This is a genomic window from Nitrospirae bacterium CG2_30_53_67 (genome assembly GCA_001873285.1).
Classification (GTDB): Bacteria; CG2-30-53-67; CG2-30-53-67; order CG2-30-53-67; family CG2-30-53-67; genus CG2-30-53-67.
Genome location: MNYV01000162.1, coordinates 1 through 21,905 on the forward strand (window position 1 = coordinate 1; position 21,905 = coordinate 21,905).

The window sequence follows — 21,905 nt, forward strand, 5'->3', positions numbered from 1 at the left end:
GCTCCGGCAAGGGAGGCGGTCAAACCCAAGAAGATCGAGATTGAAGTCGCCGGTAAAAAGTCAAAGGCTGCTTAGCAGCGATGCCATTCCGTCCCAGCCTTACATTAAAAATTATCCGGCATAACGACGCATCTCTCAATAAGGGGGATGGGTTTTTTATGCGGAGGACGTAATGAAGACCTGCTTGTGACTGCCGGTTTTTGTCCATACATGACAAGCAGGACTTGGGCCGCTTCACTACGAGCAACTACCGTTCCTTTTATTTTTTGACTCCTCATGAACTCTATCGGGGTTTATCTGAGGTGGGAGAAATGGTCTCGAGTTTGATGTCATCGTAGTAGGCCACCGCTGACTCTCCGGTGTTGTCGGTATCGGTCATGATGGCGATGGCGCCTGCGTAGGAGGGATCTTTCCCAAAGCATGTTCTGTAATCCTCGAAGACATTTCTTTTTTCCGTAACCCATGTCCCCACCTTTTTTTCTCCGCTTTCCACAGCAATCATCATGGTTCTTGAATAGTATGGGTTGGGGCATCTCTCCCCCCTGGGGAGTTTGTTGGCCCAGATATAGTTGATGCTCCTGGTCAGGGCCGGGATGAAGTGCGGGAAAACCACATAGACCCGTGCCGCATAATCGTCCCCCTGGCGGGTTCTTTCATCCCCTTTTTGAAGGATGTTTTCCACCTTCCACCGCCAGGTCAGGACCGGATAATCCCTTGTATCGTATTTAATTTTGTAGATAAGGCCGGAAGCCGAGGCATGGCTCTCTGCCTTGAGGCAGCCGCTCCCATCCATCTTGATGACGGTATACCGGGTCTCTCCCTCGAAAATTTTCTTCTCCCACCGGGTCTTGAGGCCTGCTTCGAAATCGTCGATGAGAACAAAGGGTTCCCTGGCGAATCCTGAGAGGAACAGGGCCGCATACAAGAGAAAAATGCAGAATGCAGACAACCATGTTTTGGTTTTCACTCTTCCCATGGCCCATGAATTTTATTGAAGGAGTCCCTGTCTCCAGCAGGAATAGAACTATCCCAGCATGAAAACCGCCAGCGTAAAATAAAATACGAGCGTAAGGATGTCCGTCAAAGCAAGCGTTACAGGTCCTGCTGCGATTTTGGGGTCAAGCCGCAATGCATGCAGCAGGCTGGGGATGCTCAACCCGAATACACAGGCTGCGCACATGGAGAGAACAATGCCCAGGCCGATCACCCATGCGGCCGCGCCGTCACCTCGCCAGGCCCAGACGATCAGAGCCACGATCGAACCACAGGCCCCCCCAAGCAGCAGGGAGGTGGTAACCTCGCGCCGCAGCGCCTCGGCATACCATCGAAGGGTAGGCCGAGAGGTGCGGAGAGCCTGAATCGCCACCGTCATGGACTGGACACTTACGCTCTCGCCCAGGCCCAGCACCAGGGCCATAAAGAAGGCAAGCATCAGATACTGAGACAGGGTCACCTCATAGACGCTTGTCAGCAATGCGCAGATCGTGCCGCCGCTGATGGCTGCAAGCAGCCACGGAAAGCGGAATCGGAAGGACCTGAACGGTGACGCATCCCGCACCTGTGACACGCGGAATCCAAGTGATTCAAATACGGCATCTGTTTGCTCCCGCTCGGCCAGGTCGAAGACCTCTTCGGTGAACAGGCTGATGTCCACGATGCCCACCAGATGGCGCTCCTCATCGACCACAGGGAAGGCGAGGAACTTGTGCATCACGAATAATTCACAGGCTTCCAGCACTGTAGCGGTGTGAGGGATGGCGATGACCCGCTTGATCATGATGTCTGCCAGGCGTTGTTCCACAGGAGCGGTAAGCAGCCGGCGTGTAGGCAGGACACCAAGCAGCTGGTTTGCCTCATTGACCATGTAAAAGTAGACGATCTTCTCGCCTGCGCCATGCCGCCGAATGGCCGACAGGGCCTCCTGTACGGTCATTTCCTGCCGCAAGGATGAGAAGTCCCTGCGGACGTGGGCCAGAATCGGCTCCTGCAGATTGAGTGATCGCTGGGTTACAGGCAACGCAAACCCCATGCCATGTATTAGGAAACCTGACGAAAGGCCGGCTGATGCCGGCCTTGAAAAATAATACCATCCTAAACGCTGTTTTACAATGCACAAATAATAAATCAGTCCCATTTCCCCCGGTTCAACTTTATGCTTGAATATTATGCATGACCCTTCATATAATTGAGATAAGTCCCGGTCCGGGTGTACGGGCGCAACGGCGGCTTCAGGAGCGCAGATTGCATATCCCTTCAATGCCCATAATGAGGTGCATTTCATTGCCCCCTTGTATCAGCAGGCCGGCCCGCCCTTCAAAAATGATCGGGGGAATGGTCGCTCTCTTGCTTTTTGTCCTCATGGGCTGCGCCCCCAGGCCTCTCATCCGGCCGGAGATCCCCGGCGCCCGGAGCCTGGGCGATGTTGAAGATCGGATCCGGGCCGAGGCCGAGGCATGGGAGAAGACCCCTCACGTTCTCGGCGGGGCGGGCAAGGACGGCATAGACTGTTCCGGTTTCGTGGCGCTCGTGAATCAGAAACTTTTTGGGATCGAACTTCCCCGCACGGCTGAAGAACAGGCGGGAACGGGTACGCCGGTTCCGAGAAAACAGCTTCAGGCCGGGGACCTTGTTTTTTTTATGCCGTCTTCAAAGAAGCCCCATGTGGGGATCTATTTGAGCCGCGGGGAATTCGTTCATGTGTCCAGCAGCAGGGGCGTCATGATCTCAAACGTCCATGATCCTTATTGGTGGGATTGTTACTGGACGGCGCGGCGTATCCTTCAGATGTGACAGCAGGGTAATATCAAAAGCTAACCACAGAGAACACAGAGAAATACTTTATGTTTTTAAAAAAACCGTCAGAAGAAAAAAATGAATAGCCACATTTCGTTTGAGAGGACACAGAGGTGGAAAACCTAAATCTTGCCTGCTTGTTGGTATCCAAGAAATACTCTGTGTTCTCTGTGGTCAGCTTTTAAGAATACGAACCTTAGAACGAGGAGGCTTCATGGACAGGAGACAAGGGGACTCGCTTCCATCCATTCAGGATGCCGAGCTGGAAGACAAGACCGTGCTGGTCCGTTTTGATCACAATGTGGTGAAGAACGGCGAGATCAAGGACCCCTTCAGGATAGACCGGACCATCGGGACCCTTTTCCATATTGTCGAGAGGGGCGGCCGGCCCATCCTCATGACCCATATCGGGAGGCCCCGGGACAAGGAGACAGGAAAGATCCAATGCAGGGAAGGGGAGTCGGTCAGGCCGATCGTTGACTATATCGAACAGAAGCTGCATACACGGTTCTTTGTCCCCGAGTTTGAAATTGATCCTGAAAAGGGAATCATGGGCATTGATACCTCCATCAATATCGCCATACGGGAGCTGCGCAGCAGGAAGGTCAGCGGCATCTATCTCCCCAACACCCGATGGTTCTTCGGTGAGGAGGCCAAAGGCCCCGAGCGGGAGAGGTTCGCCCTCCAGCTCGCCGGGCTTGCCGATATCTACGTCAATGACGCCTTTGGCTCATGGCAGCCCCATGCATCCACCTATGACATCGTCAGGCATCTGCCGTCGTGCGCCGGGTTTCTCATGCAGCAGGAGATCAAGAACCTGGATCGGGTGCTCGAACCCGAGAGGCCTTTCCTTGCCGTGGTGGCCGGGGCGAAATATGATACCAAGATCGGGCCTCTTTACGCCATCTATGATAAGGTCGACCGGATCATCCTCGGCGGTGTGATCTACAACACCTATCTCTGTGCAAGATACGGTGTCAGGATCAAGGGCGTTTCCGATTCAGACATCAACCTTGCGCGGGAACTTGTTGAAAAGGACAAGGTCACAAAGAAGATCATCGAGCTTCCATTCATCGTGGAGTCGGATACGCTTGAAGGGAGAAAAGAGGGGCATTACAAGACCATCTCCGTTTCGGATTTTAAAAGCGGTCGGGAGTACGGCTATATCGCCGATATAGACCCGGCTTCGTTCAGAGACGGGAAGGTGCATGCGACCATTCTCGATGCCCGTACGATCCTCGTCAATGCCGTCATGGGATTTACGCCTCATTTCATTGAAGGCTCTCAGGCCTTGGACCATACGATTGACGAGAACAGGGACGCGATCAAGATGTACGGCGGCGGGGACACGCTTCAGGAGTTCAAAAACCTCTGTCCCGGTCTCTATCTTTCGGTGATGGACAATGCAAGATACTATTTCTTCACCGGGGGCGGGACCGTGCTCACCGCCATCGGAAAAGGGAGCCCCTACGGATTGCAGCCGATACGCGCCCTGATTGAAAAAGGCGGCCGGGGGTAGGGGATCTCCGGCAGAGGTCTCCGGTCAGGGTGTTTGTTCCCCGGTCTCCCGGCTAACGCCAGCCCACAGGCATGTATCCCCTGTCCCGCAGGCACTGATCCACAAACTGCCGAAGGACCGGGTCGGGGTCACGGGCATGCAGGAGCCCGTGCATGAATCCGCCTGCACTGCCGCCCGCCGCGCCTGCCGCGGCGCCCCGCCCGAACTCGCCTGTGACCGCACCCACCGCTGCGCCGGTGACGGTACCGACCGCGGCGCCGGCTGCGGTGTCACCCGCCACTTTGGCCTCCGGATGCGCCTTGACCCCGTGTTCGGCGGCGAACCGCATGCAATCGTCGAGGTCCCGCTGTGCCGCCGCCGTCCCCACTTCACGCAGATGGGGATTGGGGTAAAGGACCGGCCTCATGGGGGCGCATCCTGTGAGGACAAAGGCCGTGGTGACCGTGATCAAAAATACGGCTGAAAATTTCATGGTTTCTCCTTTTGCTTTCCAGGTTTCTCCTCCCTCGAAACAGACAGAGAAGAAAGTTTTCCCGTTACGGGGCTCTCCCTTGCAAAGTAAACATAGTATACATCCGGATCAGAATCAAGTGGAAGAAGTCGGTCCCTCTCAATAGGATTGTATTTCTGTCTGTATTGTATTATGATTTCACTCCGGTATTCTTCTTGGATCGGGTTTCAGCCGGGGATGACCGGGAACAAACAGGACGGGATGCATGAGGAGATCAAAGTGAGAAAATGGATTCTCATGGTTTTTTCAGCAGCGGTTGCTTTTCTCGTGGCCGCTCAGTTGATCCCTTTGAAGAGGACGAATCCCCCGGTGGAAACGGATGTCTCGGTCCCCGATGATGTCAATCTCATCTTGCGCCGTGCCTGCTATGACTGCCACTCCCATGAGACGGTCTGGCCCTGGTACAGCCGGGTGGCCCCTGCATCATGGCTTGTCGTGTCGGATGTGCACAGGGCCCGGAATAAACTCAATTTTTCCAAATGGGACAGATTGGATGGTCGGCATCAGATCAAAATGATGAAAGAATGCTGGCAGAAGGTTTCCGAGAAGGAAATGCCTCCCCTGATTTACCTGCTCGCTCATCCTGATGCACGACTCACCCCTGCGGATCGTGAGCTTATCCATCAGTGGTCTCTTAGTGAGGGTCTTTAACCCGGATTCTTGAATATGAATAGAAAAATTTTGCGCCATCTTCCATCCCTGTTCGGTATCATTCTCTTTGCCGTTGCGCTTTTTGTCCTTCACCACGCCTTGGAAGAATATCACTACCATGATGTGATCCGGAGCCTGAAGGGACTTCCCGCCCAGAAAGTCGTCCTTGCCGTTCTGCTCACGCTCTTCAGTTATATGGCCATGGTCGGATACGATATGCTGGCCCTGCATTATATCAGGCATCCGCTCGCCTACAGTAAAATCGCCTTTGCTTCGTTCATCAGCTACGCATTCAGCAGCAACATCGGGATTTCGATCCTCAGTGCAAGCGCCATCCGTTACCGGCTCTACTCGGCCTGGGGGCTTTCCACGGAAAAGATCACCCATGTTGTGGCTTTCTGTATCCTGACATTCTGGCTGGGATACTTCACCCTGACGGGCGCGGTTCTGCTTCTGGAGCCGATCGTCATTCCGGCCCAGCTCCATCTTCCGGTTGCTTCGGGCCGTCTCATGAGCGCAATCTTTGCGGCTCTGGTGATCGGATATCTGCTAACAGGCGTCTTGAGAAAAAAGCCGGTCAGGATAGGGGAATGGGAGTTCCCTGTGCCGTCTTTTCGCCTTTTCATTTCCCAGATTATGGTCGCATCCGCGGACTGGATTCTGGCGGGGGCCGTTCTTTATGTTCTGCTTCCTGCATCGGGATCCCTTTCCTTCCTCAGGTTTATCGGCATTTTCATGGTGGCGCAGCTTACGGGTCTGATCAGCCATGTCCCGGGAGGGATCGGGGTCTTTGAAACCGTCATGATTTTTCTCCTTGCGCCGGATCTCGCTGCTTCGGATCTCCTAAGCTCTCTCCTGGTCTATCGGGTGATTTACTATTTCCTGCCGCTCAGCGCGGCCACGGTGATGCTCGGGAGTTACGAGATCATCAAGGGAAGGGAGAGGGTCAAGAGGGTTACGACCCTCCTTGGCCAGTGGTTCTCCTTGCTGGCGCCACAGGCGCTCTCCTTCACGACATTCGTCGGCGGGGCCATTCTTCTCATCTCGGGTGCGACACCTGCTGAAAAAACCCGGCTGGCATGGCTCAATGATTTCCTGCCCCTTCCGGTCATGGAAATGTCCCATTTCCTCGGCAGCCTGGCCGGCGTCGGCCTGATCATTCTTGCCAGGGGCATACAGCGCAGGCTCGATGCCGCCTATATCCTTGTCCTTGCCCTTCTTGGGACAGGGATCGTGTTCTCACTGCTTAAAGGTTTTGATTATGAAGAGGCCATTCTGCTGACGCTGATGTTCGGCGCGCTCCTTCCCTGTCACCGGTACTTTTACCGTAAGGCCTCTCTTTTCAGCCAACGGTTTACTGCCGAATGGATTGCCGCCATTGCCTTCGTCCTGATGGGTTCCATCTGGATCGGACTTTTTGCGTACAAACATCTTGAATATTCCCATGAGCTCTGGTGGCAATTTGCACTGTCAGGAGGGGATGCCCCGCGGTTCCTCCGGGCCACCGTTGGAGTGATGGTCGTTGTTCTCATCTTTTCCACAGCCAAACTTCTTCAGCCCGGCTCCCACGAACCTTCCATGCCTGACCGCAAGGAACTGGACAGGGCGCATGACATTATAACAGACTCCCGGGCCACGTCTGCAAACCTCGCTCTTCTGGGAGACAAGCCGCTTTTATTCAGCGAGAGCGGAAACGCGTTTATAATGTATGCCGTTGAGGGGAGGAGCTGGGTGGCCATGGGCGACCCTGTGGGGCCGCAGCCCGAACGGACGGAGCTGATCTGGCGGTTCCGTGAGCTGTGTGACCGTCATGATGGATGGACGGTCTTTTATGAGGTGGATGTGGAAAACCTCCCCCTCTACGTGGAACTCGGTCTGACCCTCCTGAAACTCGGCGAGGAGGCCCGCGTTCCCCTTGAAGCCTTTAGCATAGAAGGAAAGGCTCGCAGTGGATTGCGATATATAGTTAACCGGTTGGAGAAAGAGAAGTTTGAGTTTTCTGTGGTCCCGTCCCAAGGGGTGCCCCGGCTCATTCCGGAGTTAAAAGAGATCTCTGATGCGTGGCTGACTGAAAGAAAGACCAGGGAGAAAAGATTTTCCCTGGGGTTCTTCGATGAAGCCTATCTGAGGCATTTTCCTGTCGGGACCGTCCTGAAGGAAGGGAGGATCGTAGCCTTTGCCAATCTCTGGACCGGGGCGGGAAAGGAAGAGATCTCCATTGATCTGATGAGGCATCTCCCCGACACCCCTAACGGGATCATGGATTTCCTGTTCACCCACATCCTGTTGTGGGGCAAGGCGCAGGGCTATCAGTGGTTCAACCTGGGGATGGCCCCGCTGTCCGGGCTTGAGAACCGCGCATTCGCTCCGATCTGGAACCGCCTCGGATCTCTGATCTTCCGTCATGGAGAAAATTTTTACAATTTTCAGGGTCTGCGTCAGTACAAAGAGAAATTTGATCCGGTCTGGAGGCCGAAATATCTGGCCTCCCCGGGGGGGCTCGCATTGCCGCGTATCCTGGCCAACCTTTCCTCTCTCATCTCCGGCGGACTGAAGGGCATTATCACAAAATGAAGTCGTTTATTCATCAGATACCCAAAGCCGAACTCCATATCCATATTGAAGGCTCCCTCGAGCCTGAGCTCATGTTGGAGATTGCGGAGCGGAATGGTTTGACTCTTCCCTTCCCTTCGGTCGAAGAGATACGCAAGGCCTATGAATTCACGGATCTCCAGTCTTTTCTGGATATATACTATAAAGGAACGCGCATCCTTCTGCATGAACAGGATTTTTACGATATGACATGGGCCTATCTTGAAAAAGCCCATGCGCAAAACGTCCGCCATGCCGAGATTTTTTTCGATCCACAGAGCCATACCGGGCGGGGGGTCCCCTTTGAAACAGTGATGACGGGCATACACCAGGCATTGCTGGAAGGAGAGAGGAAGCTGAACCTCTCTTCAGGGCTGATCCTCTGTTTTCTGCGGGACCTCAGCGTTGAGGCGGCCATGGAGACATTACAGCAGGTCCTGCGGTTCCGGGACTGGATCATCGGGGTCGGGCTGGATTCATCGGAAGCCGGACATCCGCCGGACAAGTTCGCCCGGGTATTTGATCAGGCCAGGGAAGAGGGATTCAAGACCGTGGCCCATGCCGGCGAAGAGGGGCCGCCGGAATATATCCGGCAGGCATTGGACCTGCTCAAGGTCTCGCGCATTGATCACGGGGTCCGATGTATGGAAGATCCGAAACTGGTTGAGAGACTGGCCGCAGGCCGGATTCCCTTGACGGTCTGCCCGATTTCCAATGTAAAACTTCGCGTTTTCCCCTCCCTTAAAGAACATAACCTGAAAAAGATGCTGGACTCGGGATTATGTGTGACCGTGAATTCCGATGACCCGGCCTATTTCGGCGGCTATATTGAAGAGAATTTTATGGCCGTTCAGCAAGCTCTGAACCTGGATCAACATGATTTGTATCGCCTCACAAAAAATGCTTTTCTGGCCTCGTTTCTAAGAACGGATGAAAAACAAACTCTGGTGGAAGAACTAAATGATTTTATGAGAAAACAAGGTTAAACGCCGACTCAATATGGGGTTGGCATCATAAAAAAAGAGGTTATTTAAGCCGGCGGAGATGTTTTTTTTTAAAAAATACTCTTCAAGCGCTTTACAAATCCGGTAGAATATGGTTAATAGAATATGAACGGTGTCATGAAAAAAAGGAGATCTAACAAAGACTGCACGGAAAGGCATATTTTTTTATGCCGAGACCCTGCCGATGAAGAAGGCCGCTTTTATGAAAAAGAATTGCTGGGAGTATATGAAGTGCGACAGAGGACCGGACGAAGGCAAGGCGGAGACCTTGGGCCTCTGCCCGGCCGCCAACGAAGTGAGGCTGAACGGAGTGCATGGCGGCATGAATGCCGGAAGGGCCTGCTGGGTGGTTCCAGGGACGTGTTGCGATGACTTCGGGACCCATGATGCCGGCACGGTCTTTAAGACCTGTACGGATTGTGATTTTTATAAGCTCGTCAAACAGGAAGAACATCCGAAGTTTATTTTTTCAGGGGTTCTTCTCAAGAACTTAATGTCATGAGCCTTCATACCTTGTCCTACTCTGCCGGGTCATGAATGGATTCATCATGCTTCATCCTCCTCCTCTTTTAACCAGACCGATGGATGGGACGGATTACGTCCGTAAGGAAATAGTCTCTTGATCAGGACATACGCCTTATTCTGCTTGATGGTCCTTTTTGTCGTTCTTGTGCTCCCGATCCAGGCCTTCTGCACCGAGGACTATGCCGGAGAAACAGGCAGGGCTTGCCGGACATGCCATCTCAGTCCTGCCGGAGGCGGAACGCTCACGGCATCAGGGGAGTCCTTCCGGGACGAGTTGAGGGCCAAAGGCCGGGACCGGCCTCTCAACCCCATCCAGCATATCGTACGGTTCATCATCGGATATCTTCATATGCTTACGGCGGTTATCTGGTTCGGCACGATCCTCTATGTGCATCTCTTATTGAAACCGGCCTATGCGGCAAGGGGCCTTCCCAAAGGGGAGCTATGGCTCGGATGGGTTTCCATTGCCATTATGGCCGTGACCGGTACGCTCCTCACCATTGCCCGGGTCCCTTCCTGGTATGTGTTCTTTCATACAAGATTCGGGATCCTGCTCCTGATCAAGATATCGCTTTTTATCGTCATGGTCGCTGCAGCGACACTCGTTACCTTTGTGATCGGCCCGAAATTAAAGAAGAGAAAAGAGTCGAAGACCCGGCAGCAAAAGCGGGACCTCACACCGGAGGAGGTTTCCGAGTTCGACGGCAAGGAGGGAAGACCGGCCTATATTGTTTTTCGGAAAACGGTCTATGATGTCACTCAGAGCAAATTCTGGAAAAAGGGAAGTCATATGGAGAGGCACCAGGCCGGCGCCGATCTGACGGATCTGCTGAAACAGGCCCCCCACGGGGAGGACAATATCCTTCCCATGCCGGTCGTGGGAAAGCTTCTTGCTTCTTCGGAGAAGAGGGGGAAGCCGCCGGAGATCAGGGTCTTTTATTTTTTTGCCTACATGAACCTCGTCATTGTCTTCATGATCATTTTTATCATTGCCCTTTGGCGGTGGTGGTGAAAATAAACAGCACGCGCATTTCCCGTCTTTTTCTGCCTGGGCAGCAAGTGCATATAAATAAAGAAAAAATTCATCAATAATAAATAATTCTTGACAAGTCAAGATTTCTGGTGTATTCTACCAGCATGATTGAACGACGCTATAAATCGACGGAATCTCTTGACGGGGTCATTGATCTCGAACGTTTGAGATCAGGACCGACCGACAGCCTGGAGAGCGGCGGATTTCAGGGGCGAGAAGCGCATGAGGACTGCTCGGCGCTATGCTGGATGCAACCATCAAAGGCGCTTATTTGATGAGTGGAGTCAAACCGTGAAACGAAAAGTCGGAACACTCCTTGAAGAAGACGTGCTGCGCAAGGCCAAGCGCCGGGCGGTTGACGAAGGACGTCCTCTGAGCGATCTGATTCAGGATGCGCTGGAAAGCTACCTCTCAACACGAGCCGTCGACCCGGCAAAGAGCGACGCGGCCTATCAGCTTTATTGCGAGCGGCCGATAAAGCTTACCTCGGCAAAGCTCAAGGCAGTCATGGAGGAAGATGCATGGGATCTGTAAACCTCGACGATATCCCGGCCGGCAGCCTCTGCATGATCGATACGAACGTTCTGCTCTATGCGGAACAGAATGTTTCAGATCAGGCGCAGAGATTTATCCGGCGCTGTGCCAAGGGCGAGCTGAGCGGCGTTCTGCCGCAAACAGTCTGGCAGGAATTGACGCATAAGCTCATGCTCGCAGAGGCCATGATGAAAGGGGCCATCGCAAAAGGCAATCCCGCAGCGCGTCTTGCGGCAAAACCCGAAATCATCAAGGGGCTGAGCCTCTATCGCGCCAAAGTAAATGCGCTTTCTGACCTCGGACTAAGGTTCGCGGCCTGCACGCTGGAAGACCTTACGAAGACTGCGTTCAAGATGCAGGAGAAGTACGGATTTCTTACAAATGATGCAGTGGTGCTGGCAGTGGCGATGCGGCTGAAGGCGGATGTGCTGGTGTCAAGCGATAAGGCATTCCATGGAGTGACGGAGGTGGCGGTCCATTATCCCACGGATTTGCGTCTTTGATTTTTCCAAACCTCAACATGGGCAAGTTTGCCGAATTGAAACCATTTCAATATATAACGCTCAAACGCGGCGGCAATGTCCGCGTCAAGACACGGCCGGAGTGGGGAGTCGGAGGCTGAATATGATCTTTATTGCCGGAGCAACAGGTTTTGTGGGGAGGCATATCCTCGACGCGCTTCAGCGGGAAAGAGCGGCTGTACGATGCCTTGTCCGTGACGAGAACAAGGCAGACTGGGTGCGTTCCCTGGGGTTTGAAGCCGTCCAGGGAGACATCACGGATGCGGACTCACTGCATGGGGCTTTGGATGGGGCCGAGACCATTGTCCATCTGGTGGGGATCATCGAAGAAAATGCAAAGAGCACGTTTGAATCCGTGCATGTACAAGGGACCCGGAACCTTGTGAACGAGTCGGTCTCAAGCGGTGTAAAACGGATTTTTTATCAGTCGGCCCTGGGGGCCGATATCCAGTCTCCCTTCGCGTACCTTAAGACCAAGGCCGAGGCTGAGAAGATTGTTGTCTCATCGGATATCCCCTATACGATCTTTAAACCCTCACTCATTGTGGGGAAGGGGGACGGGTTTACGGAAAGGATGAGGAAGCTCATTTCTGCCGGGCCTGTGGTTCCTGTGCCGGGCAGCGGCCTGGCCAGGTTTCAGCCGCTCTATATCCGGGACTGGCTCGAGTGCTTCCGTCTGGCATTGATCCATGGAGTCTCCGGGAACAGGATCTACGAGTTTGGAGGCCCTGAGCAGCTCACCTATAATGAGATATTGAAAGAGATCATGGATGTGCTGGAGATAAAAAAGCCGGTCATCCATATCCCCATGGGGGTTGTTAGGTTATCGCTCCCCTTCATGGGAGCGGTCCGATCCGTTGCCTCGGCCCTGGGCCGGGAGATCCCTCCGGTGACGGACGAGCTTCTCTCCCTGTTGGGCATGGACAATGTCTGCGATAAGGATTCGATCCGGAAGCATTTCGGATTCACACCGAGCCGGTTCAAAGAGGCATTGAGGGAGTTTCTGCAAGTCAGCCCATGAAAGAGAGGTTCGGGCGTTCGGAATCGCCGGCCATCTTTTATCCCTCCTTCTCGGCCTGGAAACGGCTTTCCAGGAATCGGACGATGTCATCCGATTCATACATGGGCTTATCATCAATGAAGAGACAAGGGATTTGATACATCCCCCCATCCCGTATAAGCCGCATCATATTCGGCGGCCAGAGAATATTTCTATAGACCACATCCGCCTTTAATCTCCTGACGGCCCTCCGGACCTTCATGCAGTAGGGTCAGGTGGGAAACTGGTAGAGTTCGAGCTTCACAGGAATCCCTCCGGATCGTGATTTTCCAACCGTATGTTTCAGTCTATCACGGCCTGATCCATTGTCAAGCACGCCGAAAGAAAACAATATTAAACCAGTCCGCAAATACTTTTTGGAGTCAGTCCCATTCTTAGTTGAAATTCCGTAGCGGCTCCCATCTTCATCAGGCAGCTACACCCTCCTTTCCCGAGGCCGGCTCTATCCTCAACTCCCTTTGGATCGCTATTACCAATTGGAGAAGATGCCGGTAACCACAGATCTTATTCAGCCTGGGCTCTATATCCAATAAGGCGGCAGCCAACTATCTCTGTTTCTGATTCGAGTTCTTCCAATGATCTACTTTGTCCAGTCTCTGACCGATCAGGGACATGAGCGACTCGATGCAGTTGCTGGTCTTCAGGCTGGGGCCGAGCTCCTGAATTCGCCCCAGCTTGTGTAACGTCAACGTCTACTCAAGACCCTCTTTCCGACTTCTGACCGCCGACTCATTGATCAACTTGAGCGCCTTCTTCACCTTGGCCCTTCTTGCCTTGACATTTTTGCCTGCTTATAATACTTTTTTCATCAGCGGTTCATTTCCTTAAAATGGTTTCTAACTGACCAGAAACAAAACCATTTTAGGAGCCGATACTTTAAATTTCAACTAACTTTAGCAGACCGCCGGTCACACTTTATGCGGTCATTGCAGGCAGGAGGAATGGAAACGATGAAGATATATATATCCCCCCCATTTATTACATTTATAAAACAGACCCGGCATATCATTCCCGCTTTTATTTTGCTATATCTTCTTTTTATCATTTCTGATCCTGCTTTTTCACAGGAGACCGGACAGGTTCAGAAGGTGTATGACGGCGATACGGTGCTGCTGTCAGATGGCCGAAAAGTAAGGTATCTGGGAATTAATACGCCGGAATGGCAGGAGCCCTTTTATTTAAAAGCAAAACGGATTAACGAGTCATTAGTGATGGGGAAGGATGTTCGCCTGGAGTTTGACGAAGAACGAGTAGACAAATATGGTCGTTTGTTGGCGTATCTTTATGTGAGAGATCAGATGGTAAATGCCAAACTGATTGAGGACGGTCTCGCTCATGCATTTTTCATCCCGCCGAATCGTAAACATCATGCATTACTGCTCAAACTTCAGGCAGATGCCAGGGAACGCAAATTAGGGATATGGTCTAAACGCGGCAAGATGTCTGTCCTTAAGATTACCAGTGTCCACCCGCCTATCTCCGCTGAAGGAAAATCGCTTCAACCCTATTCACGGATTGCTAATATCAGTAATATTAAGGTCAATCTTGCAGGATACACACTTTCCAGCGAAACAGGACCCTCGTATAAGTTCCCTGATATTGAGTTGGCGCCTGGGTATACCGTTCTTGTTGTCAGCGGGAAGAAAATCAATAATCTGAAAAGCGAAGGTCAGCTCGTTATTTACTGGAATGATCAACCTGCCAAATGGGATGAAGAGGAGGACACTGCATACCTCACAGCCCCTGATGGAACTCTAATAGACTTATATCATTACAAGGGACGCCGAGTCTCACGAAAACCTAAGCAGTAAACTCCTTAAGTAAGTAAAATGGAAAGGTTCTTTTTAAAGGATATGTGCCTGCCGACTTCGCCAATCCACAACGTTATCCGAAATTGTGTTTTTAAGTTGAAAAGATTATGGACTTAACCCCGTCAATGTGACATAATTATTTGTTGGGAACATGATTGGGCTGATTGTCCCCTTGAGGTTTTATGCCTTAAAGAGATTGTTTGTAAATTTAAATAACATGAAAGAGGTTGAACATGAGCAAAAAGGAATTACTTATCAGTGAACTTGAACAGTTTACGGAGCCTCTTCTTGATGAGGTGTTGGATTTCGTCCATTTCTTAAAGACTAAGTTAACAAAGGAAAGGATCGATACTGCTATCGCGAGTGAATCCGCTTTAAGAAAAGATTGGCTTAAAGCAGAGGAGGATGAGGCATGGCAAAGTTTGTAAGAGGCGATGTCGTTGTTGTGCCTTTTCCCTTTTCTGATCTAAGCCAATCTAAAAGACGGCCTGCTTTAGTCATTACATCATTGGACGGCGACGACCTTATTCTTTGTCAGATAACCAGTCAAACAATCAAAGACAATTATTCACTTTCACTTGATGATAAAGACTTTAAAACGGGGAGTCTAAAACAGACAAGCAATTTAAGGCCTAATCGCATCTTTACAGCGGACAGCCATATTATCTTATATCGCGTCGGCAATCTTAGGGATGAAAAGCTCTCTGAAGTTGTTGAAAAGATTGTTGAAATAATTCGCGGTAAAAACACAACTTCCGATAACAAAGCGCAAACGGCTATCACACAAACCTGACGGCTTCGTTTACGCTTGAACGTTATCCGAAATTACGGGCAAAATTTTAAGAGGAATTAAAACCGCGTATAGAAATTCAGATTGATCCTCATACAGGAAGATGTTCCTTCACAAACTCTTCGACATACCAGTCCGTAATGGCATCATTGTACATGACCATGTCCAGTTGTTTGGTATAGGCGGTCAGCTTGCCCATGAGTTCCAGACGTTCTTCAATGTGAGGCTGTTTGAATTTTGCAAGCACGGCATCAATGACGTCTTCGGTAAACGTCACCTTAAAATCCATCTTCTTCAGAATCTTCCGGATGAGCCGGACCCTCCTTAATCTCCTGTCGGCGGAGGCCCCGCCGCCCTTGAAAAAGAATCTGATGTAATTGTCATTCATGTTTTCGCCCGCATACGCCTCCACCATGGAGAAGTGATAACCGAGGCGGATGCTGAAATTCATGTAATGGCCGGAAATGACCGCCAGACTCTTCTCTCCGGTTCGGTAGATCTGATCCTCCGGTATGGCCGCGGTGTGGGCGATCATGCCGATAAAGCCCTTGGCATCCGCAGGACGGGGCTCAGGCCATTTCATGCCGCGCATCCCCTTGAGAAATGCAGAAAATGGGATCGAGCATATGTCCTCGGGAGAGGCCTTCTTGACATGGTTTTTTATACCGCCATCGATGTTAATGAGATGGACCGCAATAGGGATACCTGACAGCAGAGGGGTGGTAGCGACTCCTTCCAGGTCATAGTCTTCCCCCAACCCGAACATCTTGGCCATGGCCATTTCATGGGCAAACCGGGTGATATCATGGAAGGTCCTGCAATATTCAGGCTTGAAGTCTTCCGCTTCAGGGTTGACCAGATTCAAAGGGACAATCCACTTTAATGTCTTTTCCAGTGTTCTGAAAAGGCGGGTCTCTTTGAACGGCTCTTTTCTCTTTGAAGCATACTTCAGCAGCTTATCCACCTTCCCTTCATAAACCGTGCCATGGATGGCATCCACGGTCAGTTCCTGGCCATCCTGGATCATACTTGTTGCCGTCTCTGTATCCAGGATAGCGGGAATCCGATACTCCCTGGCCAGTGATGCCATGTGTCCGGTCACTCCGCCCACATCGGTAATAATCGCAGCGGCCTTGTCCATGACCATGACGAATTTGGTCGAGGTGTGTCTGGCTACGAGCACGGCCCCTGCCGGGAAATCGGCCAGGTCTTTTTCATCCTTCATCAGGAAGGCCTTCCCGTAAGCGATTCCCTTGCAGGCAATGACGCCCTTGTCCAGCAGGATCGTACGCCCCTCTATGCGCCTGGGAACGCTCCCTTCTGTTTGACCGGACGGGACCGTTCGAAGAGGCCGGCTCTGAAGGATGTAGATCCGGTGATCCTGGTCCATGGCCCATTCAATGTCCTGAGGCTTGCCGTAATGATCCTCCAGAACGGATGCATAGCGGGATAATGTGCCGGCCTCGTCATCGGATAGAGCGGGTTTTCCATTCAACTCCACGGGCACAGCTATCTGTTTGATGCCCCCTTCCTGGGCACAGGTCCACATGGTCTCCTGTTCCGGGATGCTGCTTTCCAGGACAGAGCCGTTCTTTCTGGAAACCATGAAGGCTTGCGGAGCAACCGTTCCATCCACTACGGACTTTCCCAGCCCCCATACCGTATTCATGATGACGGTATCACTTTCCGGGTGATTGGGGTTCCTGGTATACATGACGCCGCCGGCCCTGGCATGGATCATCCGCAGGACACACACGGCCATAACCATTTCCTCCTCTGAAAACCCTTTTGTCTTGGAGTAGAATATCGCCCGGGGGGTGAAAAGGCTGGCAACGACTTCTTTGTATTTTTGCAGGATGAGATCGCCTTGGAGGTTCAGGAAGGTGGCATACTGCCCTGCAAAACTGAATTCTCCGTCTTCATGGATGGCGCTGCTTCTGACGGAGACCTTGACGTTCACATCCGGTTTTAGAAATTCACCATTTCCCCCTTTAATAAGGGGGAGTGTGGGGGGATTTTTTTCTTTAAGTCCGGTGTAGGCTGTTTGTATGGCCTCTTTAAGATCCGCAGGAATTTCCCCATGGATCACCATATCCTGTATCCCTCTGCCGACCTCTTCCAGTTTTTCCATACGATCAATAGGAAGTTCAGATAATTTCTTATTGATCTTTTCCGCAAACCGGTTATGTTCCATGAACCTTTTGAAGGCGTATGCGCTGATTGAGAACCCATCCGGGGTGGGAAGGTGAAGCCGGTTTCTGATCTCTCCCAACTGTGCAGTCTTGCCTCCGGAGACATGGGACATATCGCCGGTCAGGTTTTCTATGGGAATAGTCAGGTCGGTTTGCGGGATCTCTATTTTATATTCGATGATTTTTTTCAACTCATCATGGATCTGATCATAGATCGGGAAGAGTTCCTTGAATGGGTCATGAGACAGGGCATTCAAGTCCTGAATGATGTTTAAAACCCTGTCCGCAATCAATTTGATGCGGGTCTCAAGGTAGCGCTTGTCGAACAGGTATTCTCCTGAAAGTTTTTCCTCCATGTCCGCCATGAGTGTCAGAACATGGTTGTTTTCTGTAAGGAGGCGCTGGAACGTCAGGTAGATTTGTTTCAGGGCTTCTTTGGCGGATCGCTCCTCTTCTCTCTTTTCTGAGGATTTTTTGAAGATCCTGAAAAGGCTGCGCATGGATAGAATGCCTTTCTATACGGAGACATGGAAGATCAGATTATTTTCATCTTCTTAATATGTTATTCATTGCCATTTCACGGTTTCATAAAGGGTTACAGCGTGATTATAGCGGATAAAAAAAATCTCGACAAGATAAAATAATATCATTATAATTCAATAATTTTATTATATGCATGTACGGAATCTGATATTACATTGCGACAGAATGGGAATCTTCAGGGATCCTTTTACTGAATGCTGTAATGCAAAAAATGAGTTTCATGGTTTTCACCATGGAATAAAAAAGGAGGTTTTATGCCGAACAACAAGGCTGTGAAGGATTTGATGATCGATGTCTTTGACTACCCGCATATCCCGTATTGGTTTACGATCCGGCAGGCCATAGGGGTGATCAGGAAGTCCATGATCGAGGCGGAGAAATGTTTCAACCCGCTGGCCATTCTGGTATTCGATGAGAAGTATAATCTAATGGGTACATTATCTCTGAAAGATATACTCAGAGGTCTGGAGCCGACGTTTCTGAGTGCCTCAACCAAGGCCCAGGGATATGCAGAGAGCGAAGAAACGCTTGCCATTGTGTGGGATAGTCTGTTTGCAGAAGGATCAAAGACGCTAGCGGAGAAACCGGTGAGCGATATCATGGTTTCGATCCGGGGGTATGTCGGCCCGGAGGATCCGGTCACCAAGGCCGCCTATCTGATGATTCATCAGGACAGCATGCTCCTGCCGGTCATAGAGAACAAGAAGATTGTGGGAATTATTCGGATAAAAGAGGTCTTTGAAGAGATTGCCGGAGTCGATTAAAGATGGTTTGAATATTTATACATATCAGGAATCATTATCAGGGGAGGAGAGAGATGGAAGGCAAACCGAGTGAAATAAAACCAGCAGGCTCCTTGCCGGAGCCGCCGGAGGAGATAAGGCTTGCCAGGATAAAAGAGGCCATTGACTGGAAGAGGGTATTTTTCATCCTGTTGGGTCTGGGGCTTTTTTTTTCTTGTGTATTACACTCCCCCCTGGAAAGACGCTATCGACCCGGTCGGCAAGGCATTCCCGTTGACCAAGGAAGGCAAGGGGGCCATTGCCCTGTTTCTCATGGCGGGCACCTGGTGGGTATTCGAAGTCGTGCCCATCGGGGTGACTTCGCTTGCCATCGGCGTATTTCAGGCGCTCTTCAGCATCCGGTCCGCCAAGGATGCCTTCAAGGATTTTATGGACCCATCGGTCATGTTTATCTTCGGGTCCGTGGTGGTCGGTCTTGCCTTTTCCAAGACCGGTCTGACCAAACGCCTGGCTTATAAGATGCTCGAGGTGGTCGGAGAGAAAACGAGCATGATCCTGCTCGGCGCCTTGGTGGTGACTGCGGGGCTCGCCCATCTCATGGCCCATACCGCAGCGGCGGCCACGGTTTTTCCCATCCTGCTCGCCATCTATGCCCTTTACGGCGAGGAGGACAAGCAGACCAACTTCGGAAAGGCCCTGTTTATCGGCATGGCCTATGCCGCAGGCGCCGGAAGCATCATCACCTTCCTGGGATCCGCCCGATCCGCCGCAGGGGCCGGCATGTTCAGGGAATTTACCGGCAGGGACGTCGGATTTTTCGAGCTGACCAAATTCATGTTCCTCATCGGATGGCTCATGGTCTTCATCATCTGGGGCTATCTCATGATCTTTCTCAAACCGGAGAAGAAGGTCATCTCAGGGCTCAGGGAGAAGGTGCAGAGGCTTTCCAGAGAACTCGGCCCCATGAGAATGGATGAAAAATTCGTCATTGTTACGGTGCTCGGCGTGGTCATCATCATGTCTTTGCAGTCCTTTGTCCCTGCATTAAAAGCCCTGGACCGGGCTGCATTGATCCTGATCTCGACCCTCCTGTTCTTCATATTCAAGATCCTGACGGTAAAAGAACTCGAGGAGATCCCATGGAACATTATCCTCCTCTTCAGCGGCGCCATGAGCATCGGTTTCTGCCTCTGGAAAACCGAGGCCGCCCAATGGATGGCGGTCAACTGGCTGGTCATGTTCCAGCACGCCCACTGGCTGGTCTTCGTTCTGAGCATTGCCACCTTTGTCCTGATCATGACGAACTTCATCATGAATGTGGCCGCCATAGCCATTTCTCTTCCGGTTTCCCTTGTGGTTGCAAAATATCTGGGAGTGGCGCCGGACGTCATCTTCTATGCCTCCCTGGTGACCGCGGGCATGCCCTTTCTCTTGCTCATCGGCGCGGCCCCAAATGCCATTGCCTATGAATCCAAGCAGTTCACCACCGGGGAATTTTTCAAACACGGGATCCCTTTGAGCATCATTCTGATTGTGGTTCTCGGACTGGCCATCGTTACCTTCTGGCCGCTTCTGGGTATGCCGATACAGATTAAATAACGCCGGTTTATCAATAGGAGGTGAGCGCATGAAAGCTGAAGATCTGATGATTCCTCTTCAGGGATATTTAAGCCCCGATAACACCCTTCGGGAAGCGGTCAATCTTCTGAGGACGGCGCCCCGCGGGGTAGAAAGGGTCGGGGTCAAAGGGCTCCCGGTGCTGGATGCAAAGGGGCTTCCGGTCGGCATGCTCTCCATGCGGGATATATTGAAGGTCGTGTTCCCGTCTTACATGTCGCTGATGGACCTCGGGAAATTTACATGGGACGGCATGGTTGAGGACATGGCGAGGAAGGTGGGACATATCAAGGTTTCCGACCTCATGACCAAGAAGGTGATTCATGTGAATGAAGATGCCCAGCTCATGGAATGTGTGGACCATATGATCAAGTATAACGTGCGCAGGCTCCCGGTCATCGGCAAGGACGGCAAGGTGGTCGGTATGCTTTATGAAAGGGATATCTTTTTTGAAATCACCAAGGCCATGCTGAATGAAAAATAACCATTTGAAAATAGAGGAGGTCCGAGATGAGTTCTGAGGCCGCTTCACAGGTCGTGGTCATGGGGCCGTCCTTCTGGATGGCGACAGCGATTTTTATCCTGGCCTATGCCCTGATCATATCCGAGAAGGTTCATAAGACCATTCTGGCCATCTTCGGCTCGGCATTGATGATCGTTCTGGGGATCGTCACGCAGGAAGACGCCTTCCATTCCATGGAACTGGGCATAGACTGGAACGTCATCTTCCTGCTGGTCAGCATGATGATCATTATCAACATCATGAAACCCACGGGCCTATTCGAATATATCGCCATCAAGAGCGCCAAGGCGGCCAGGGGGGAGCCGTTCAGGATCATGGCGATCTTCTCGATAGTCACGGCCACGCTCTCGGCATTTCTCGACAATGTGACGACGGTCCTCCTGATCGCGCCGGTGACGCTCCTGATCTGCCAGGCCCTGGAGCTGGAGGTGGTCCCCTTTCTGATCACCGAGGCCCTGGCTTCGAATATCGGAGGAACCGCCACCCTGATCGGCGACCCGCCCAACATCATGATCGCCTCCAAGGCCCAACTCGACTTCATGGCCTTTATCTACCATCTAAGCCCGGTCATCATCGTTGTACTGATCGCGTACGTAGCCACCATCAAGTTCATATTCGGGAAGCAGTTGCATGTGAAAGAGGAGTTGAAACAGCGAGTCATGGCCATGAATGAAAACGAGGCCATCAAGGACCCGGTGCTCCTGAAGAAGTCCCTTTTTGTGCTGGCCGTGACCATTACAGGCTTTATCTTTCACGGGGCGCTTCATTATGAGCCGGCCACCATCGCCCTCTTCGGCGCAGGGCTTCTGCTGCTCATCTCAGGGACCAAGGAGCCGCATCGCATCCTGGCCGAGGCCGAATGGGCCACGCTCTTTTTCTTTATGGGGCTGTTCATGATCATCGGCGGGGTGGTCAAGGTCGGTCTCATCAAGTGGATGTCGAT

21 protein-coding genes and 1 pseudogene are annotated in these 21,905 nt (G+C 51.8%); 17 read left to right on the top strand and 5 right to left on the bottom strand.

Annotated elements, in window-relative coordinates:
- Positions 1-283: 283 nt before the first annotated feature.
- Together AUK29_10080 and AUK29_10085 are read right to left on the bottom strand one after the other, a co-directional pair.
- Positions 284-976, bottom strand: coding sequence for a hypothetical protein (locus AUK29_10080; GenBank protein ID OIP61475.1), 693 nt, complete (start codon positions 974-976; stop codon positions 284-286).
- A gap of 48 nt (positions 977-1,024) precedes the next feature.
- Positions 1,025-2,029: a magnesium transporter MgtE gene (locus AUK29_10085; protein OIP61492.1), complete on the bottom strand. Its 1,005-nt coding sequence runs from the start codon at positions 2,027-2,029 to the stop codon at positions 1,025-1,027.
- 236 nt (positions 2,030-2,265) lie between these two features.
- Between AUK29_10085 and AUK29_10090 the strand changes: the two genes are divergently transcribed.
- Complete coding sequence (locus AUK29_10090) at positions 2,266-2,790, top strand: hypothetical protein (protein OIP61476.1); 525 nt, start codon at positions 2,266-2,268, stop codon at positions 2,788-2,790.
- A 217-nt stretch (positions 2,791-3,007) separates the two neighbouring features.
- Positions 3,008-4,312, top strand: coding sequence for a phosphoglycerate kinase (locus AUK29_10095; protein ID OIP61477.1), 1,305 nt, complete (start codon positions 3,008-3,010; stop codon positions 4,310-4,312).
- Positions 4,313-4,364: 52 nt separating this feature from the next.
- Here the strand turns inward: AUK29_10095 and AUK29_10100 are convergent, their stop codons facing one another.
- Positions 4,365-4,784, bottom strand: a complete 420-nt coding sequence (locus AUK29_10100; GenBank protein OIP61478.1) for a hypothetical protein — start codon at positions 4,782-4,784, stop codon at positions 4,365-4,367.
- A 276-nt stretch (positions 4,785-5,060) separates the two neighbouring features.
- On the opposite strand from AUK29_10100, the gene AUK29_10105 reads away from it, so the two are divergent.
- The 8 genes from AUK29_10105 (at position 5,061) to AUK29_10140 (ending at position 12,704) form a co-directional block, all read left to right on the top strand.
- Positions 5,061-5,474, top strand: coding sequence for a hypothetical protein (locus tag AUK29_10105; protein ID OIP61493.1), 414 nt, complete (start codon positions 5,061-5,063; stop codon positions 5,472-5,474).
- A 15-nt stretch (positions 5,475-5,489) separates the two neighbouring features.
- Positions 5,490-8,048, top strand: a complete 2,559-nt coding sequence (locus tag AUK29_10110) for a hypothetical protein (protein OIP61479.1) — start codon at positions 5,490-5,492, stop codon at positions 8,046-8,048.
- Positions 8,045-9,052, top strand: coding sequence for an adenosine deaminase (locus AUK29_10115; protein ID OIP61480.1), 1,008 nt, complete (start codon positions 8,045-8,047; stop codon positions 9,050-9,052). Before AUK29_10110 ends, AUK29_10115 begins: the two co-directional genes overlap by 4 nt.
- Positions 9,053-9,272: 220 nt before the next feature.
- Positions 9,273-9,572 (top strand): hypothetical protein, encoded by a 300-nt coding sequence (locus tag AUK29_10120; protein OIP61494.1) that lies wholly within the window; start codon positions 9,273-9,275, stop codon positions 9,570-9,572.
- A 147-nt stretch (positions 9,573-9,719) separates the two neighbouring features.
- The gene (locus tag AUK29_10125; GenBank protein OIP61495.1) at positions 9,720-10,607 is read left to right on the top strand and encodes a cytochrome B5; all 888 of its coding nucleotides are present in this window, start codon (positions 9,720-9,722) and stop codon (positions 10,605-10,607) included.
- Positions 10,608-10,919: 312 nt separating this feature from the next.
- A complete protein-coding gene (locus tag AUK29_10130; protein ID OIP61481.1) occupies positions 10,920-11,162 on the top strand; it encodes a hypothetical protein in 243 nt (80 codons plus the stop codon).
- Positions 11,150-11,665, top strand: a complete 516-nt coding sequence (locus AUK29_10135; GenBank protein OIP61482.1) for a hypothetical protein — start codon at positions 11,150-11,152, stop codon at positions 11,663-11,665. The genes AUK29_10130 and AUK29_10135 overlap by 13 nt, the downstream gene beginning before the upstream one ends.
- A gap of 121 nt (positions 11,666-11,786) precedes the next feature.
- A complete protein-coding gene (locus AUK29_10140; protein OIP61483.1) occupies positions 11,787-12,704 on the top strand; it encodes a hypothetical protein in 918 nt (305 codons plus the stop codon).
- A gap of 37 nt (positions 12,705-12,741) precedes the next feature.
- On the opposite strand, the gene AUK29_10145 is transcribed toward AUK29_10140, so the two are convergent.
- Positions 12,742-12,945, bottom strand: coding sequence for a hypothetical protein (locus AUK29_10145; protein ID OIP61484.1), 204 nt, complete (start codon positions 12,943-12,945; stop codon positions 12,742-12,744).
- A gap of 739 nt (positions 12,946-13,684) precedes the next feature.
- Here AUK29_10145 and AUK29_10150 point away from each other — a divergent pair.
- The 3 genes from AUK29_10150 (at position 13,685) to AUK29_10160 (ending at position 15,347) form a co-directional block, all read left to right on the top strand.
- Entirely contained in the window at positions 13,685-14,554 is an 870-nt protein-coding gene (locus AUK29_10150; protein OIP61485.1) for a hypothetical protein, read from the top strand.
- Positions 14,555-14,787: 233 nt separating this feature from the next.
- The gene (locus AUK29_10155) at positions 14,788-14,982 is read left to right on the top strand and encodes a DUF2281 domain-containing protein (GenBank protein ID OIP61486.1); all 195 of its coding nucleotides are present in this window, start codon (positions 14,788-14,790) and stop codon (positions 14,980-14,982) included.
- Positions 14,967-15,347, top strand: a complete 381-nt coding sequence (locus AUK29_10160) for a growth inhibitor PemK (protein OIP61487.1) — start codon at positions 14,967-14,969, stop codon at positions 15,345-15,347. Before AUK29_10155 ends, AUK29_10160 begins: the two co-directional genes overlap by 16 nt.
- An 88-nt stretch (positions 15,348-15,435) precedes the next feature.
- On the opposite strand, the gene AUK29_10165 is transcribed toward AUK29_10160, so the two are convergent.
- Positions 15,436-18,036 carry a hypothetical protein gene (locus AUK29_10165; protein OIP61488.1) on the bottom strand — a complete coding sequence of 867 codons (2,601 nt, stop codon included), beginning with the start codon at positions 18,034-18,036 and terminating at the stop codon, positions 15,436-15,438.
- 297 nt (positions 18,037-18,333) lie between these two features.
- Here AUK29_10165 and AUK29_10170 point away from each other — a divergent pair, with 297 nt between their 5' ends.
- From AUK29_10170 to AUK29_10185, 4 genes and pseudogenes are all read left to right on the top strand, one after another.
- Positions 18,334-18,843 carry a hypothetical protein gene (locus AUK29_10170; protein ID OIP61489.1) on the top strand — a complete coding sequence of 170 codons (510 nt, stop codon included), beginning with the start codon at positions 18,334-18,336 and terminating at the stop codon, positions 18,841-18,843.
- Between the two features lie 113 nt (positions 18,844-18,956).
- Positions 18,957-20,421 (top strand): annotated as a pseudogene (locus AUK29_10175) (transporter).
- A 28-nt stretch (positions 20,422-20,449) separates the two neighbouring features.
- The gene (locus AUK29_10180; protein OIP61490.1) at positions 20,450-20,923 is read left to right on the top strand and encodes a hypothetical protein; all 474 of its coding nucleotides are present in this window, start codon (positions 20,450-20,452) and stop codon (positions 20,921-20,923) included.
- A 26-nt stretch (positions 20,924-20,949) separates the two neighbouring features.
- Positions 20,950-21,905: hypothetical protein (locus AUK29_10185; GenBank protein OIP61491.1), on the top strand; the 956-nt coding region annotated here is incomplete at its 3' end.

Coding starts and splice junctions, on each gene's coding strand:
- AUK29_10085 (OIP61492.1), bottom strand. CDS start 2,029: ATGGGGTTTGCGTTGCCTGTAACCCAGCGATCACTCAATCTGCAGGAG.
- AUK29_10110 (OIP61479.1), top strand. CDS start 5,490: ATGAATAGAAAAATTTTGCGCCATCTTCCATCCCTGTTCGGTATCATT.
- AUK29_10165 (OIP61488.1), bottom strand. CDS start 18,036: ATGCGCAGCCTTTTCAGGATCTTCAAAAAATCCTCAGAAAAGAGAGAA.
- AUK29_10180 (OIP61490.1), top strand. CDS start 20,450: ATGAAAGCTGAAGATCTGATGATTCCTCTTCAGGGATATTTAAGCCCC.
- AUK29_10115 (OIP61480.1), top strand. CDS start 8,045: ATGAAGTCGTTTATTCATCAGATACCCAAAGCCGAACTCCATATCCAT.
- AUK29_10090 (OIP61476.1), top strand. CDS start 2,266: ATGAGGTGCATTTCATTGCCCCCTTGTATCAGCAGGCCGGCCCGCCCT.
- AUK29_10125 (OIP61495.1), top strand. CDS start 9,720: ATGGTCCTTTTTGTCGTTCTTGTGCTCCCGATCCAGGCCTTCTGCACC.
- AUK29_10160 (OIP61487.1), top strand. CDS start 14,967: ATGGCAAAGTTTGTAAGAGGCGATGTCGTTGTTGTGCCTTTTCCCTTT.
- AUK29_10120 (OIP61494.1), top strand. CDS start 9,273: ATGAAAAAGAATTGCTGGGAGTATATGAAGTGCGACAGAGGACCGGAC.
- AUK29_10140 (OIP61483.1), top strand. CDS start 11,787: ATGATCTTTATTGCCGGAGCAACAGGTTTTGTGGGGAGGCATATCCTC.
- AUK29_10135 (OIP61482.1), top strand. CDS start 11,150: ATGGGATCTGTAAACCTCGACGATATCCCGGCCGGCAGCCTCTGCATG.
- AUK29_10170 (OIP61489.1), top strand. CDS start 18,334: ATGCCGAACAACAAGGCTGTGAAGGATTTGATGATCGATGTCTTTGAC.
- AUK29_10095 (OIP61477.1), top strand. CDS start 3,008: ATGGACAGGAGACAAGGGGACTCGCTTCCATCCATTCAGGATGCCGAG.
- AUK29_10105 (OIP61493.1), top strand. CDS start 5,061: ATGGTTTTTTCAGCAGCGGTTGCTTTTCTCGTGGCCGCTCAGTTGATC.
- AUK29_10145 (OIP61484.1), bottom strand. CDS start 12,945: ATGAAGGTCCGGAGGGCCGTCAGGAGATTAAAGGCGGATGTGGTCTAT.
- AUK29_10080 (OIP61475.1), bottom strand. CDS start 976: ATGGGAAGAGTGAAAACCAAAACATGGTTGTCTGCATTCTGCATTTTT.
- AUK29_10150 (OIP61485.1), top strand. CDS start 13,685: ATGGAAACGATGAAGATATATATATCCCCCCCATTTATTACATTTATA.
- AUK29_10100 (OIP61478.1), bottom strand. CDS start 4,784: ATGAAATTTTCAGCCGTATTTTTGATCACGGTCACCACGGCCTTTGTC.
- AUK29_10155 (OIP61486.1), top strand. CDS start 14,788: ATGAGCAAAAAGGAATTACTTATCAGTGAACTTGAACAGTTTACGGAG.